The sequence below is a fragment of the Variovorax sp. V116 genome, assembly GCF_041154435.1.
In the GTDB taxonomy this organism is placed as follows: domain Bacteria; phylum Pseudomonadota; class Gammaproteobacteria; order Burkholderiales; family Burkholderiaceae_C; genus Variovorax; species Variovorax paradoxus.
The window spans coordinates 4,919,411-4,932,765 of the sequence record NZ_AP028661.1; the positions used below are offsets into that span (position 1 = coordinate 4,919,411).

Consider the following 13,355-nt stretch of genomic DNA (forward strand, 5'->3'; position numbering starts at 1 on the left):
AAGCTCGTTTCCTGAAATCTTTCATTCAGGAGACACCTGCACCATGGACACCACCCAACTCTTCTCGCTGAAGGGCCGCAGCGCCTTGATCACCGGCGGCTCGCGCGGCATCGGCCGCATGATTGCCGAGGGCTTCCTGGCCCAGGGCGCGCGCGTGTACATCTCCGCCCGCAAGGCCGCGGCCTGCGACCAGGCCGCCAAGGAGCTTTCGGCCTTCGGCCATTGCGTGTCGCTGCCGGCCGACGTGTCCACGCTGGAAGGCGCGCAGGCGCTGGTCGCTGCCTATGCGAAGCATGAAGACGCGCTCGACATTTTGGTCAACAACGCGGGCGCGGCCTGGGGTGCGCCGTACGACGAATTTCCCGAGAGCGGCTGGGACAAGGTGGTGGACCTGAACCTGAAGACGCCCTTCTTCCTGACCCAGGCGCTGACGCCGATGCTCAAGAAGGCGGCGACCGACCACCTCGCGAAGGTGATCAACATTGCGTCCATCGACGGCATCTCGGTGAATCCGCAGGAGACGTACTCCTATGCCGCAAGCAAGGCCGGCCTGATCCAGCTCACGCGGCGCATGGCGCTGCGGCTCGCGCAGGAGCGGATCGTGGTGAGCGCGATCGCGCCCGGAGCGTTTGCCTCGGACATGAACAAGCTCGCGCGCGACCATGGCGATGAAGTGAAGGAGCGGATTCCCGCGGGGCGCATCGGGGTGCCGGAGGACATGGCGGGGGCGGCCATTTATCTCGCCTCCCGGGCGGGGGACTATGTGATGGGGTCTACGCTGGTGGTGGATGGGGGGGTTACGCACGCTCGCTGATTTTTTTGAGGTGGGGGGCCGGGACTCGCCCCGGCGGGCGACTCACTTTCTTTTGCTTCGCCAAAAGAAAGTAAGCAAAGAAAAGGCGACCCTACTGTCTGCGTCCCTCCGCTTCGCTACGGGCAACCTGCGGTGCTCGATTACGGCGGGGGTCCGCAGAACTCGCTTCGCTCAAACAGCTGCGGCCCTGATCCCGCCTCCATCTGCGCTCCTCGGCGCATACAGAAGGGGTGGGAGCGGGCAGCCTTCGCTTCGCTCGGCCCCAATATCCAACAGCCAATAACAACAGCCCAACCACCGCGGCGCTGCGCGCCGCGGTGGCTTGGTGGCCGAGCGAAGCAAAGGCCCGTGTGGTTTGCTCTCCCCTCTGTATGCGCCGAGGAGCGCAGCGTTTCGCGGATCAGGGCTCGCAGCTGTTTGAGCCGAAGGCGAGTTCTGCGAGACCCCGCGAAACGCGAGCACCGCAGGTTGCCCCGTAGCGCAGCGAAGGGGTCGCAGACAGTGGGGTCGCCTTTTCTTTGCTTACTTTCTTTTGGCGAAGCAAAAGAAAGTGAGTCCGCCGCCGGGCGGAATCCCGGCCCCGGAAAACAAAAAAACAAACCTCAAGACCACCGAGGCACAGCCTCATCCTTGAGCTGCTGCCGCAGCAGGTCATAGTCCGGCACCACGCTCTCCACCGTATCCCAAAACCGCTGCGAGTGGTCCATCACCCGCAGGTGCGCCAGCTCATGCGCCACCACATAGTCGATCACCGGCAGGCGAAAGTGGATCAGCCGCCAGTTCAGCCGGATCGACCCATCCGCGCTCGCGCTTCCCCAGCGAGTCGCGGCATTCGACAGCGACAGCTTCTGCCACCGCACCCCGAGCCGGGGCGCGAAATGGTCGAGCCGCTCGATGAAAAGCCGGCGCGCCTGCCGCATGAGCCAGGCCTGGGCGGCATCGCGGATCTGCGAGGCCTCGGCGTTCTGCGCCACGGCCAGGCGCAAAGTGCGCGGGCCGGCGGCGTCATCGCTTGCATCGAGCGTGCCGCCGACGCTTGCAAAGCCGTGCTTCGGATCGAGGCGGATCACGACCGTCTCGCCCATGAAGGGAAACTCCGCGCCGTCCTTCCAGTCGATGCGCGTGGCCTCGACGCGTGCGTGGCGCTGCTGTGTCTCCAGCAGCTTGCGCAGGATCCAGCCGGCCTTCTCCTGGATGGCGGCATCGACGTCGCGCAGCGTGACCCAGCGCGGCGCGCGCACCGACAGGCCTTCGGCGCCGACCACGAAGCCGATGGTCTTGCGCTTGCCGCGCTTGAACTCGTAGGCCACGCGCGCCGACCCGAGCACCGCTTCGCGCGTGGCCTCAGGGTGCACGAAGCTTGCGAGCGCGAGCGTGTCGCGCAGCGGGACGGCGGGCTGCGCAGGACCAGCGTCCCCGGCCCTGCCTGTTGGCTGCGCATCGGCGACCGGGGGTGCGGGCACGGCCGGCGGCGCCGCCTTTTTCCGGACCTTCTTGCCGCGCGGCTCGCTCGGCTTGGCCGGCGCAAACTCGCTGCCCAACCCTTCGAACAGGTCCATCGTGAACTGAAGCAGTCCCCGCATCTCGGGTTCTTTCTTTTCTTCTACTACTTCAGCGCCTCTTGCGGCGCCTGCGGCAGCGGCAGGCTGTCGCGGTAGGCCTCGGGATCGAGCCGGCGCATCTCGGATTCGATCCAGGCCTCGACCTCGCGCATCAGCTCGTCGGGCTTGCGGCCCACGCTGGGAATGGCCGGGCCGATCGACACGTCGACCACGCCCGGGCGCTTGATGAAGGCCTTGCGCGGCCAGACCTTGGCCGAGGTGACGGCCACCGGGATCACCGGCACGCCGGTCTCGCATGCGAGGCGCGTGCCGCCGCTCTTGTAGGTGCCCTTCTGGCCGCGCGGAATGCGGGTGCCCTCGGGAAACATGATGATCCAGATGCCCTGCGCCAGCAGCTTGCGGCCCTGGTTCACGACCTTGTTGAAGGCCTGCGCGCGCTGGCTGCGGTCGATGTGGATCATGTCGAGCCGGGCCATCGCCCAGCCGAAGAAGGGCACGTAGATCAGTTCCTTCTTGAACACGAAGGCCAGCGGATGCGGCATCAGCGTGGGCATCAGGAAGGTCTCGAAGGTCGACTGGTGCTTCACCAGCAGGACCGCGCCGGCCAGCTTGTCGGCGGGCAGGTTTTCCATGCCGGTCACGCGCGTCTGGATGCCCAGCAGCACGCGCGCGCCGCGGATGGCCCAGCTGAGCCACTGCACCGCCATCCAGTAGAGCGGAATGCCGCGCTTCCAGAGCGAACTGACGCACATGATGATGCCCCAGGGCACCACGGTGACGAGCATCCACAGGGCATGGACAACGGAACGGATAAAAGCCATCAGACAGCCACCTGCAGTGCAGCCTGCGCTTCGCGCGCAAGCAAAAAGTCGACAAAGGCGGCGAGGTTCTCGTGAACCACGGTGTTCGCCGGGTATTCGGGAGGCAGCGGATCGACGCCGCGGCAGGCCGCGCCCATGCCGGTGAGCAGCAGGTGCGGCTCGCAGCCGGCGGCCGCGCCGGCCTGCAGGTCGCGCAGGCTGTCGCCCGCGGTGGGCACGTCCTTCAGGTCGATGCCGTAGCGGTCGGCAATCTGGCGGAACAGGCCCGGCGCGGGCTTGCGGCAATCGCAGCCCTCGTCGGGGCTGTGCGGGCAATAGAAGACCGCATCGACCCGCCCGCCCACGGCCGCGAGCATCTTGTGCATCTTGGCGTGCATGGCATTGAGCGAGGCCATGTCGAACAGCCCGCGGCCCAGGCCCGACTGGTTGGACGCGATCACCACATGCCAGCCCGCATGGTTGAGCCGGGCCACGGCCTCGAGCGCACCGGGCAGCGGCGTCCACTCGATGTCGCTCTTGACGAAGTCTTCGCGGTGCACGTTGATCGTGCCGTTGCGGTCGAGGATGACGAGTTTCATGGCAGTGCCGCCCATCGTGAGGTCGCCGGGGGGATGATCAAGCAGCCAGCCGCTCGAGCTGCGCCACGCGGTTCATCGCGGCGTGCAGCGACATCAGCAGGCCCAGCCGGTTCAGGCGCAGGTCGGCCTGCTCGGCATTGACCATCACGCCGTCGAAGAAGGCATCGACCGGCTCGCGCAGCGCGGCCAGGGTCTGCAGCGAGGCGGTGTAGTCGCCGGCATCGAACTGGGCGTTGGCCGCGGGCACGACCTCGGCCATGGCGGCATGCAGCGCCTTCTCGGCGGGCTCCTTCAGCAGCAGCTCGCTGACGTGCGCGTCGGCCTCGGGCGCCTTCTTGAGGATGTTGCCGATGCGCTTGTTGGCGGCGGCCAGCGCGGCGGCGGCGGGCAGTGCGGCAAAGGCGCGCACCGCCGCCAGCAGCTTGGGCACCTCGCCCAGGCGCTGCGGCCGCGGCGCCAGCACGGCGTCGACTTCCTGCGCGCTGGCGCCCTGCTCGCGCAGGCTGCCGGCCAGGCGGTCGAGGATGAAGTCCTGCAGCTCGGCCGTGGCCTTGCCGGTGTCGAAGCCGTCGATGTCCTTGAACTGCGCGGCGGCGTCCTGCAGCAGCGCGTCGAGCTTCAGCGGCAGGTCTTTCTCGATCAGCATGCGGATCACGCCGAGCGCATGGCGGCGCAGCGCGAAGGGATCGCGGTCGCCGGTGGGCAGGTTGCCGATGCCGAACATGCCGACCAGCGTCTCGAGCTTGTCGGCCAGCGCGACCACCAGGCCACGCTGTTGCGCGGCAGCTCGTCGCCGGCAAAGCGCGGCTTGTAGTGGTCTTCGATCGCGTCGGCCACTTCGGCAGCGAGGCCGTCGTGCAGCGCGTAGTAGCGGCCCATGGTGCCCTGCAGCTCCGGGAACTCGCCGACCATGTCGGTCACGAGGTCGGCCTTGGCCAGCTGCGCGGCCTGCACCGCATGCGCGACGAGCGCGGCGGCGCCGAGCTTTTCGGCGATGCCGCGCGCAATGCGCATCACGCGTTCGACGCGCTCGCCCTGGGTGCCGAGCTTGTTGTGATAGACCACCTTGCCCAGCGATTCGACGCGCGAGGCCAGCGACTTCTTGCGGTCCTGGTCGAAGAAGAACTTGGCGTCGGCCAGGCGCGGACGCACCACGCGCTCGTTGCCGCCGACCACCGCGCTCGCATCTTCCGGGCTGATGTTGCTGACCACCAGGAACTTGTTGGTGAGCCGGTTCGAGGCGTCGAGCAGCGGAAAGTACTTCTGGTTGGCCTTCATCGTGAGGATCAGGCACTCCTGCGGCACCTCGAGGAATTCGCGCTCGAAGCTGCAGACCAGCACGTTGGGCCGCTCGACCAGCGCGGTCACTTCGTCGAGCAGCGCGTCATCGTGGATGGGCACGGCAGCGCCGCCGACCCGCACGGCCGCGGCCGCGAGCTGGCGCGCGATCTCGGTGCGGCGCGCTTCGAAGCTCGCGATGACCGCGCCCTCGTCCTGCATCTGCAGCGCATAGCTGTTGGCGTCGCGCAGCACGACCGGATCGACGGCCGCCTCGAAGCGGTGGCCGTGGGTCTCGCGGCCGGCCTTCAGGCCGAGCGCCTCCACCGGCACCACGGCATCGCCATGCAGCGCCACCAAGCCATGCGCGGGGCGCACGAAGCTCACGCTGCTCCAGCCGGGCAGCTCGCAGCCGCTTTCGAGCTGGTAGCTCATCACCTTGGGAATCGGCAGCCTGGCAATGGCCTCGGCCAGCGCCTTCTGCAGGCCTTCGGCCAGCGTTGCGCCCTTGGCGGTGCTTTCGTAGAACAGCGCTTCGGCCTTGCCGTCCATCGCGCGCTTGAGGCCAGGCACGGCCGAGGCGTCGGCGCCCAGCGCGGCCAGGCGCTTCAGCAAGGCGGGCGTGGGCTGGCCCGAGGCGTCGAGCCCCACGGCCACGGGCATGAGCTTTTGCGAGACGGCCTTGTCGGCGGCGCGCTCGGCCACGTGCGTGAGGTGCGCAGCGAGGCGGCGCGGCGACGCGTAGGCCGTGAGCACCGAGGCGGGCTCGGCGAGCCCCTGGGCCACGAGCTGGTCGCGCAGCACGCCGGCGAAGGCATCGCCGAGTTTCTTCAACGCCTTGGGCGGCAGCTCTTCGACGAAGAGTTCGACCAACAGGTTCTTTTGCACGCTCGTCATCGCTCAGGCCGCCTTCTTCGTGATTTGTGCAACCCACTCGCGAGGCGCCATCGGAAAACCGAGCCGCTCGCGGCTCTCGTAGTAGCTCTGCGCCACGCTGCGCGCGAGGTTGCGGATGCGGCCGATGTAGGCCGCGCGCTCCGTTACGCTGATGGCGCCGCGCGCGTCGAGCAGGTTGAAGCTGTGCGCGGCCTTGAGCACCTGCTCGTAGGCCGGCAGCGCGAGCTGCTCGGTCATGAGGTGCTTGGCCTGCTTCTCGTGCGCCGCGAAGGCGGTGAACAAAAACTCGGCGTCGCTGTGCTCGAAGTTGTAGGTCGACTGCTCGACCTCGTTCTGCTTGTAGACGTCGCCGTAGCTCAGGCCGTCGGTCCAGGTGAGGTTGTAGACGTTGTCCACGCCCTGCAGGTACATGGCCAGGCGCTCCAGGCCGTAGGTGATCTCGCCGGTGATGGGCTTGCAGTCGATGCCGCCGACCTGCTGGAAATAGGTGAACTGCGTCACCTCCATGCCGTTGAGCCAGACCTCCCAGCCCAGGCCCCAGGCGCCGAGCGTGGGATTCTCCCAGTCGTCTTCGACGAAGCGGATGTCGTTTTTCTTCAAGTCGAAGCCCAGCGCCTCGAGGCTGCCGAGGTACAGCTCCAGGATGTTGCTGGGCGCCGGCTTGAGCACCACCTGGTACTGGTAGTAGTGCTGCAGGCGGTTGGGGTTCTCGCCGTAGCGGCCGTCCTTGGGGCGGCGGCTGGGCTGCACGTAGGCGGCCTTCCAGGGCTCGGGGCCGAGTGCGCGCAGGAAGGTGGCGGTGTGCGAGGTGCCCGCGCCCACTTCCATGTCGTAGGGTTGCAGCAGCGCACAGCCCTTGTCGGCCCAGTACGACTGCAGTTTGAGAATGATTTGCTGGAAGGTCAACATGAAGCAGGCCGGCGTGACCGGGCGTTGGACGGTAGCGCGATGAAGCACCGCGAAAGCAGACGATTTTACGGGCGGAGGGCCGCTCTCCCACAGCAAGCCGGCATGCCGGCCGCCTGCGCGGACCGGCCGGCCGTGCGACAACCGCGGGTCAGGGGCGCGCACCGCGCTTTTCCCGGGCTTCCTGCCCCCCGCGCCCGAACTTTCGCAGCCCGCCGGGCTCTTCCCCTCCTTTTTCCGATTTCCATCGACATGCAGCCGTCTCCCCTCGGTCCGAACTCCCCCTTGTTCGTCGTTCTCAACGCCGGCTCCGGCAGCGCGGACGCCGCCGAAACCCGCGAAATCATCGAGCAAGGCTGCGCCGCGGCCGGCCGCAGGCTGCGCATCTTCCTGGTCGACGAACGCACGACGGTGCAGGCGCTGGCGCGCGAGGCGGTGGAGCGCGCCCGCGCCGTGGACGGCGTGGTGGTGGCCGCGGGCGGCGACGGCACCCTCAACACGGTGGCGCGGGCCACGCTCGGCAGCGGGCTGGCCTTCGGCGTGCTGCCGCAGGGCACCTTCAACTATTTCAGCCGCGCCCACGGCATTCCGCGCGACACGGCGCAGGCGCTGCAGGTGCTGCTGGACGAGCAGCCGCGGCCGGTGCAGGTGGGGCTGGTCAACGACCGCATCTTCCTGGTGAATGCCAGCATGGGCCTGTATGCCGAACTGCTGGAGGAACGCGAAAGCTACAAGGTGCGCTACGGCCGCAGCCGCTGGGTCGCTTTCTTTGCCGGCCTGCTCACCGTGATGCGCGGCCACCGGCACTGGAACCTGCGCATCGCCTCGCACGGGGTGGAGCGCGACATCCGCACGACCACGCTTTTCGTGGGCAACAACCCGCTGCAGCTGCTGCAGGTGGGCATCGAGCATGCCGATGCACCCGAGAACGGCCAGCTGGCCGCCGTGGCGCTGAAGCCGATGGGCGTGCTGGCGATGCCCGGCCTGCTGGTGCGCGGCGCGCTCGGCCGGCTGGGGAACGCCGACGAGGTGCTGAGCTTTCCGTTCGAGTCGATGACGGTGAAGGCCGGCCGCCTGCATCCGCCGCGCCGCGTGAAGGTGGCCACCGACGGCGAGATCGCCTGGGCCGAGATGCCGCTGCTGTTCCGGGTCTCGCCCGAACCGCTGTGGCTGGTACGGCCCGACGTCGCGCCCGAGCTGGAGGCCGCCAAGCAATGAGCTGCCTGCTGCAGATCTCCGACACGCATTTCGGCACCGAGCAGCCCGAGGTGATGGCTGCGCTCGAGCGGCTCGCGCAGGCCCTGGCGCCGCAGGTGGTGGTGCTCTCGGGCGACATCACGCAGCGCGCCACGCGCAGGCAGTTCGCGGCCGCACGCACCTTCGTCGATCGTCTGGCCGCACCGGCCGTGGTGGCCATTCCGGGCAACCACGACATTCCGCTGTTCCAGCTGGGGGCGCGCCTGTTCTCGCCTTATGGGCGCTACGCCGGCGCCTTCGGCACCGACCTGGAGCCGGTGTTCGAGTCCGCCGACTGGCTGGTGGTGGCGGTCAACACCACGCGCTGGTGGCGGCATGCGGACGGCGAGGTCTCGCCGGCGCAGATCGAGCGGGTGGCAGCGCGGCTGGCGGGCGCCCTGCCTTCGCAACTGTGCGTGGTGGTCACGCACCAGCCCGTGATGGTGACGCGGCAGGAAGACATGCGAAACCGGCTGCACGGGCGCGAAGCCGCCGTCGCGCGCTGGTGCGCAGCCGGCGCGGACCTGATCCTGGGCGGCCACATCCACCTGCCGTTCGTGCGTTCGCTGCACGGTGCATACGCCGGCTGCCCGCGCACCGCATGGGCGGTGCAGGCCGGCACGGCGGTGTCTTCGCGCGTGCGCGCGGGCCATCCCAATTCGGTGAACGTGCTGCGCCTGGGCGCGCCGGAAGACGGCCGCGTGTGCCAGGCCGAGCGCTGGGACCATTCGGCCGCCGACAAGGCCTTCGTGTGCGCCAAGGTTTTGCAGCTTCCGCTTGCCAGCGCCAGGGCGCCCGCTTAGGGTGCGCCGCATGCCGATGGAAGCCCCTGCACTCGTCCTTCTCGCCCGCCAGCTGGGCGAGCATTCGCTGGCCTGGTTCGCCGGCGCCTTCGCCGTCTCGGTGCTCGGCGCCGGCCTGGCCTGCCAGGCGCTGCAGCGGCGGCGCCTCAGGAGATCGCCGGCCGATGAGCCCGACGAACCGCGGCTGGCCGCCGGGCTGGCCATCGGCTTCCTGTGGATCCTCGGGGCGGCCAGCCTGGTGGCATACATCGCATCGAAGCTCGGCGACGGGCGCCTGCTGGGCCTGGCCGACCAGGCGCTGGCCGATGCCATCGGCGAGCACCTGCCGTGGGCGGCGCTGGTGGCTTTCAGCTGGCTCACGCACCTGGGCGATGCCGAACTGCTGGCGCCGGTGTGCGTGGTGGTGGCGCTGCTGCTGTGGCGCCGCGCGCACCACGGCCTGGCGCTGGGCTGGGTCATGGCGCTCGGCGGCATCGTGCTGCTGAACCCGGCGCTCAAGCGCATCTTCGCGCGCGCGCGGCCGCTGCACGACCACGGGCTGGCGCTGGAGACGAGCTACAGCTTCCCGAGCGGCCACAGCGCGGGCGCGATCGTGAGCTACGGCATGCTGATGTACTTGGCGCTGCGCCTGCTACCGGCGCGCTGGCATGTGCCGGCGGCCATGGCGGCGGCCGCCGCCATCGTCACCATCGCGTGCAGCCGCGTGTTCTTGCAGGTGCATTTCGCAAGCGACGTGGCGGCCGGCCTGCTGACCGGCCTGGCCTGGCTGCTCGTGTGCGTGGGCAGCCTCGAATACGCGCGGCACCGCAAGCGCCGCGCCGCGCGCTAGGGCGGGTCAATACTCCCAGAAGATGCGCTGGAGCTCTTTGGTGTCGCTGGTCTTGGTCAGCGCCACCATCGCCAGGATGCGCGCCTTCTGCGGACGCAGGTCGTGCGCCACCACCCAGTCGTACTTGTCGTCGGGCTGCTCGGCATTGCGGATCACGAAGCCGTCGGGCACGCGCGAGCTGCGGATGATGATTGCGCCGTCGGTGCGCGCCTTCTGCAGGTTGGGCACGATGCGGTTGGCCACCGAGCCGTTGCCCGTGCCGCCGTGGATGATTGCCTTCACGCCGCTCTTGGCCAGCGCGTCGATGGCGATGGACGAGACGCCCTCGTAGCCCATCGCGATCTCGACCGGCGGCAGCGCGGTGATGGCGTCGATGTCGAACTCCGAACTCATGGTGTGGCGCTTGACCGGCGCGCGGAACCAGTAGTTCTTGCCCTCGACCACCATGCCGAGCGGGCCCCACTGGCTCGAGAAGGCGCTGGTCTTGATGTTGACGTTCTTGCTCACGTCGCGGCCGCTGTCGATGTTGTCGTTCATCGTCACGAGCACGCCCTTGCCCGCCGCGTCCTTGCTGCCGGCCACGCTGACGGCGTCGTACAGGTTGAGCGCACCGTCGGCGGAAAGGGCCGTGCCCGGGCGCATCGAGCCGACCACCACGATCGGCTTGCTGGTGTGCACGGTGAGCGTGAGGAAGTAGGCGGTTTCCTCGAGCGTGTCGGTGCCGTGGGTAATGACGATGCCGTCCACGTCCGCCTGCTTCGACAGCGCCGAGACGCGCTTGGCCAGCGTCAGCAGGTTGTCGTTGGTGAGGCTTTCGGAAGCGACCTGGAACACCTGCTCGCCGCGCACGTTGGCGATCTTGGAGAGCTCGGGCAGGCCGGCGATCAGCTTCTCGACGCCGACCTTGGCGGCCGCGTAGGTGGCGCTGTTGACGGCCGAGGCGCCGGCGCCCGCGATGGTGCCGCCGGTGGCCAGGATCACCACATTGGGCAACGCCTGCTGGGCTTGCGCCAGGGCGCTGGCCGCGAGCAGTGCGGCACCGGCCGCGAAGGCGCGGAAACGGGGGGAAAGGTACATGAAGGAACTCCTTTGTTGGGACGAAATTCTGGAAGCGGCGAGAAGATACATGAACCGTGCCCGCATGCCCTGCGCTTCCATGCCGGCATGGCATGCGGCCATGCGCCAAGGATTACCATCGCCGGGCGCACCGCCGCATATCCGCCATGCCATGAACGCCGATCCCGCCGCCCTGTCCCCCAGCACCGCCCAGGAAATGCCCGCCCCCGACGGCCCGCTGTCGCGCGCGCGGCCGGGGCGCGAACGCATCATGGCGGCGATCCGCACCGCGGCCGTGGCCGAGTTCAGCCTGCATGGCCTCAAGGGCACCTCCACCCAGGCCATTGCCGCGCGCGCCGGCCTCACCAAGCCCCAGCTGCACTACTACATCGCCGGCAAGGAAGAGCTCTACGAAGAGCTGCTGATGCAGGTGCTGCATGCCTGGAAGGTGGTGTTCTCGTTCGAGGACGCCAGCGACCCGGCCACCGTGCTGGGCGACTACATCCGCAAGAAGCTCGACCACGCCTTCGACAACCCCGAGATCTCGCGCATCTTCACGCGCGAAGTGCTCGACGGCGGCCGCAACCTCGACCGCTACTGGCCCAACGCGCAGGCCTGGACGCAGAAGAAGGTCGACATCATCAACGGCTGGATCGCGCGCGGGCAGATGCGTCCGCTCGATGCGCGCCTGCTCCTGATGCACATCTGGGCCATGACCCAGAGCTACGCCGACTACGCGATCCAGACGCGCGTGATGCTCGGCCTGCCGCCCGATGCGCCGATCGACCGCGAGCCGATCGCGCGCGAGCTGGTGGCCTTCGTGCTGGGCGGCTGCGGCATCGGCAGCCAAGCCTAGCCGCGGGCCTTCGTCAGACCATGCTGACCCGGCCGGTCGCCAGGTCGTAGATTCCGCCGACCACCTTGACCGCGCCGCTCGCGGCCATGCCGCCGAGGATGGGCGCCGACGTGGCCAGGCGCGCGACGCTCTGGCGCACGTTCTGCTCGGTCGCCGCCTGCAGCAGCGAGGCGGGCTCGCGGCGCGACGCGGCTTCCACGGCCGGGCGGATCGACGCGACCAGCCCCGGCAGGTGCCCGGGCAGCACGGCGTTTTCCTGCAGCACCTTGATGGTGGCCGAGATGGCGCCGCAGTTGCTGTGGCCGAGCACCATGATGAGCGGCACGTCGAGGAACTTGGCCGCGTATTCCATGCTGGCGATGCCATCGTCGTTGACGAAGTTGCCGGCCAGCCGCACCACGAAAAGATCGCCCGGGCCCTGGTCGAAGGCCAGTTCGGGCGCCACGCGCGAATCGGCGCAGGCAAGGATCGCCGCGAACGGCTTCTGGCCCGAGGTGCGCGCCACGCGGCCCACGCTGAAATCGCGCTGCGTCTGCCGGCCCTGCGAATAGCGCAGATTGCCCTGCACCAGCCGCTGGAGCGCGGCATCGCCGCCGATGCGGTTGTCGGGCAGCGGCGTGTCGGCCGCGAACGCATCGGCGCCGGACGCCAGGGCGGCCAAAGCGGCCGCGCCGCCCAGCAGCCGGCGGCGCGAGGTTGCCGGCAGCGCGGCGGAAGATTGGCAGTCACACATGAGGAACTCCGTTCTTGGTGGTTGTCGAGTTCGCCGGGTCTCCCGGCAGGAATGCCGGGCTTTCGCACTGGCGCGCGAATTGTTACGCTATGTATCGAGAACATCAAAGTCCAAACATTGCATGGATTTCCTGCCGCCGCCCGAGCTGGCGCTTTCGATCTCCTACGAAGCCCGCGCCCAAGCCGTGGCGCTCTATTGCGACGCGATCGTGCGCATGCACTGGGGCGAGCGGCTCATCAACAAGATCTTCGGCCGCGCGATGCAGTCGCACGCCGCGGGCCGCATCGTGGTGCAGCACTACCGCTGGAAGGAAGAGGGCGCCGAGCGCCCCACGCTGGCGCTGCTGCAGCGCCACGCGAGCCGCGGCACGCGCACGCTGGCCAGCTTCGTCGCCGTGCTGCGGCTCACGGGCATGGTGGCGGCCGAGGCCGATCCCGGCGACCGCCGCGTGCGCTACCTGGTGCCGCAGGAGCGGCTGATTGCCGGCCTGCGCGCCTGGATCGCCCACCACCTGCGCTGCTGCGAGGCGCTCGGCCTGCTGGGCGCCGGCCATGCCGACAGGCTGGCGGACGACGTCGCCTTTTTCTCGGCCTTCGTGAGCCGCGCCGGCACCATCCTGGACCAGGTGGCGCTGCACCGCGGCCGCTTCGGCGGCTGGAGCTGGTTCGACGAGCGCGACGGCGGCGGCCGGGTCGCGATGCTGCTGCTGCGCGACCACTTCAAGGCCAACCCGGTGGCAGGCTCGCCCCCGGCGGCCTTCCCGCTGCGCGCACGCGAACTCGCCGAGGGACTGGGCCTGTCGCACTCGCACGTGCGCGGCATGCTGAAGGAGGCGACGGAGGCGGGCCACCTGGCGCATGACGCGGGACGCGCGCAGCTGCGGCTCACGCCGCGCTTCCTGGACGAAGCGACGAGCTGGCTGCTGCACTTCCTGTCGTGGTTCGCCGATACCGCGCATGCGGCGCGGCGGGCCGGCTGAGGCCGCC

At 69.1% G+C, this 13,355-nt stretch carries 12 protein-coding genes and 1 pseudogene; 6 read left to right on the plus strand and 7 right to left on the minus strand.

All coding sequences use genetic code 11. The features are described from left to right. Window positions 1-43: 43 nt before the first annotated feature. A complete protein-coding gene (locus tag ACAM58_RS23505; RefSeq protein ID WP_015867500.1) occupies window positions 44-814 on the plus strand; it encodes an SDR family oxidoreductase in 771 nt (256 codons plus the stop codon). A 602-nt stretch (window positions 815-1,416) separates the two neighbouring features. On the opposite strand, the gene ACAM58_RS23510 is transcribed toward ACAM58_RS23505, so the two are convergent. From ACAM58_RS23510 to glyQ, 5 genes and pseudogenes are all read right to left on the minus strand, one after another. Further along, window positions 1,417-2,373 (minus strand): M48 family metallopeptidase, encoded by a 957-nt coding sequence (locus ACAM58_RS23510; protein ID WP_369664510.1) that lies wholly within the window; start codon window positions 2,371-2,373, stop codon window positions 1,417-1,419. Between the two features lie 47 nt (window positions 2,374-2,420). Continuing rightward, window positions 2,421-3,197, minus strand: coding sequence for a lysophospholipid acyltransferase family protein (locus ACAM58_RS23515; protein WP_369663663.1), 777 nt, complete (start codon window positions 3,195-3,197; stop codon window positions 2,421-2,423). Continuing rightward, on the minus strand, window positions 3,197-3,790 hold the full coding sequence (gene gmhB, locus ACAM58_RS23520; protein ID WP_015867503.1) for a D-glycero-beta-D-manno-heptose 1,7-bisphosphate 7-phosphatase: 594 nt from the start codon (window positions 3,788-3,790) through the stop codon (window positions 3,197-3,199). Before gmhB ends, ACAM58_RS23515 begins: the two co-directional genes overlap by 1 nt. 22 nt (window positions 3,791-3,812) lie before the next feature. Continuing rightward, window positions 3,813-5,950: pseudogene (gene glyS, locus ACAM58_RS23525) on the minus strand (glycine--tRNA ligase subunit beta). A 3-nt stretch (window positions 5,951-5,953) separates the two neighbouring features. Then, window positions 5,954-6,859, minus strand: a complete 906-nt coding sequence (gene glyQ, locus ACAM58_RS23530; protein WP_018907073.1) for a glycine--tRNA ligase subunit alpha — start codon at window positions 6,857-6,859, stop codon at window positions 5,954-5,956. Window positions 6,860-7,108: 249 nt separating this feature from the next. Here glyQ and ACAM58_RS23535 point away from each other — a divergent pair, with 249 nt between their 5' ends. From ACAM58_RS23535 to ACAM58_RS23545, 3 genes are read left to right on the plus strand one after another with little or no spacing between them, the layout of a single operon-like run. Beyond that, the gene (locus ACAM58_RS23535; protein ID WP_278880988.1) at window positions 7,109-8,074 is read left to right on the plus strand and encodes a diacylglycerol kinase family protein; all 966 of its coding nucleotides are present in this window, start codon (window positions 7,109-7,111) and stop codon (window positions 8,072-8,074) included. Next, window positions 8,071-8,895, plus strand: coding sequence for a metallophosphoesterase (locus ACAM58_RS23540; RefSeq protein WP_369663664.1), 825 nt, complete (start codon window positions 8,071-8,073; stop codon window positions 8,893-8,895). The genes ACAM58_RS23535 and ACAM58_RS23540 overlap by 4 nt, the downstream gene beginning before the upstream one ends. Window positions 8,896-8,905: 10 nt before the next feature. Next, window positions 8,906-9,724: a phosphatase PAP2 family protein gene (locus ACAM58_RS23545; protein WP_278879997.1), complete on the plus strand. Its 819-nt coding sequence runs from the start codon at window positions 8,906-8,908 to the stop codon at window positions 9,722-9,724. Between the two features lie 6 nt (window positions 9,725-9,730). Here the strand turns inward: ACAM58_RS23545 and ACAM58_RS23550 are convergent, their stop codons facing one another. Further along, window positions 9,731-10,801 (minus strand): asparaginase, encoded by a 1,071-nt coding sequence (locus ACAM58_RS23550; protein WP_015867509.1) that lies wholly within the window; start codon window positions 10,799-10,801, stop codon window positions 9,731-9,733. Window positions 10,802-10,952: 151 nt separating this feature from the next. Between ACAM58_RS23550 and ACAM58_RS23555 the strand changes: the two genes are divergently transcribed. Then, window positions 10,953-11,636 (plus strand): TetR family transcriptional regulator C-terminal domain-containing protein, encoded by a 684-nt coding sequence (locus tag ACAM58_RS23555; protein ID WP_015867510.1) that lies wholly within the window; start codon window positions 10,953-10,955, stop codon window positions 11,634-11,636. Between the two features lie 13 nt (window positions 11,637-11,649). On the opposite strand, the gene ACAM58_RS23560 is transcribed toward ACAM58_RS23555, so the two are convergent. After that, on the minus strand, window positions 11,650-12,369 hold the full coding sequence (locus ACAM58_RS23560; RefSeq protein WP_015867511.1) for a carbonic anhydrase: 720 nt from the start codon (window positions 12,367-12,369) through the stop codon (window positions 11,650-11,652). A gap of 121 nt (window positions 12,370-12,490) precedes the next feature. Here ACAM58_RS23560 and ACAM58_RS23565 point away from each other — a divergent pair, with 121 nt between their 5' ends. Continuing rightward, window positions 12,491-13,348, plus strand: coding sequence for a hypothetical protein (locus ACAM58_RS23565; protein ID WP_369663665.1), 858 nt, complete (start codon window positions 12,491-12,493; stop codon window positions 13,346-13,348). Window positions 13,349-13,355: the final 7 nt, after the last annotated feature.

What these genes read in the sequence shown, in the direction of transcription:
- ACAM58_RS23505 (WP_015867500.1), top strand. Translation starts at nt 44, where the DNA reads ATGGACACCACCCAACTCTTCTCGCTGAAGGGCCGCAGCGCCTTGATC.
- ACAM58_RS23510 (WP_369664510.1), bottom strand. Translation starts at nt 2,373, where the DNA reads ATGGACCTGTTCGAAGGGTTGGGCAGCGAGTTTGCGCCGGCCAAGCCG.
- ACAM58_RS23515 (WP_369663663.1), bottom strand. Translation starts at nt 3,197, where the DNA reads ATGGCTTTTATCCGTTCCGTTGTCCATGCCCTGTGGATGCTCGTCACC.
- gmhB (WP_015867503.1), bottom strand. Translation starts at nt 3,790, where the DNA reads ATGGGCGGCACTGCCATGAAACTCGTCATCCTCGACCGCAACGGCACG.
- glyQ (WP_018907073.1), bottom strand. Translation starts at nt 6,859, where the DNA reads ATGTTGACCTTCCAGCAAATCATTCTCAAACTGCAGTCGTACTGGGCC.
- ACAM58_RS23535 (WP_278880988.1), top strand. Translation starts at nt 7,109, where the DNA reads ATGCAGCCGTCTCCCCTCGGTCCGAACTCCCCCTTGTTCGTCGTTCTC.
- ACAM58_RS23540 (WP_369663664.1), top strand. Translation starts at nt 8,071, where the DNA reads ATGAGCTGCCTGCTGCAGATCTCCGACACGCATTTCGGCACCGAGCAG.
- ACAM58_RS23545 (WP_278879997.1), top strand. Translation starts at nt 8,906, where the DNA reads ATGCCGATGGAAGCCCCTGCACTCGTCCTTCTCGCCCGCCAGCTGGGC.
- ACAM58_RS23550 (WP_015867509.1), bottom strand. Translation starts at nt 10,801, where the DNA reads ATGTACCTTTCCCCCCGTTTCCGCGCCTTCGCGGCCGGTGCCGCACTG.
- ACAM58_RS23555 (WP_015867510.1), top strand. Translation starts at nt 10,953, where the DNA reads ATGAACGCCGATCCCGCCGCCCTGTCCCCCAGCACCGCCCAGGAAATG.
- ACAM58_RS23560 (WP_015867511.1), bottom strand. Translation starts at nt 12,369, where the DNA reads ATGTGTGACTGCCAATCTTCCGCCGCGCTGCCGGCAACCTCGCGCCGC.
- ACAM58_RS23565 (WP_369663665.1), top strand. Translation starts at nt 12,491, where the DNA reads ATGGATTTCCTGCCGCCGCCCGAGCTGGCGCTTTCGATCTCCTACGAA.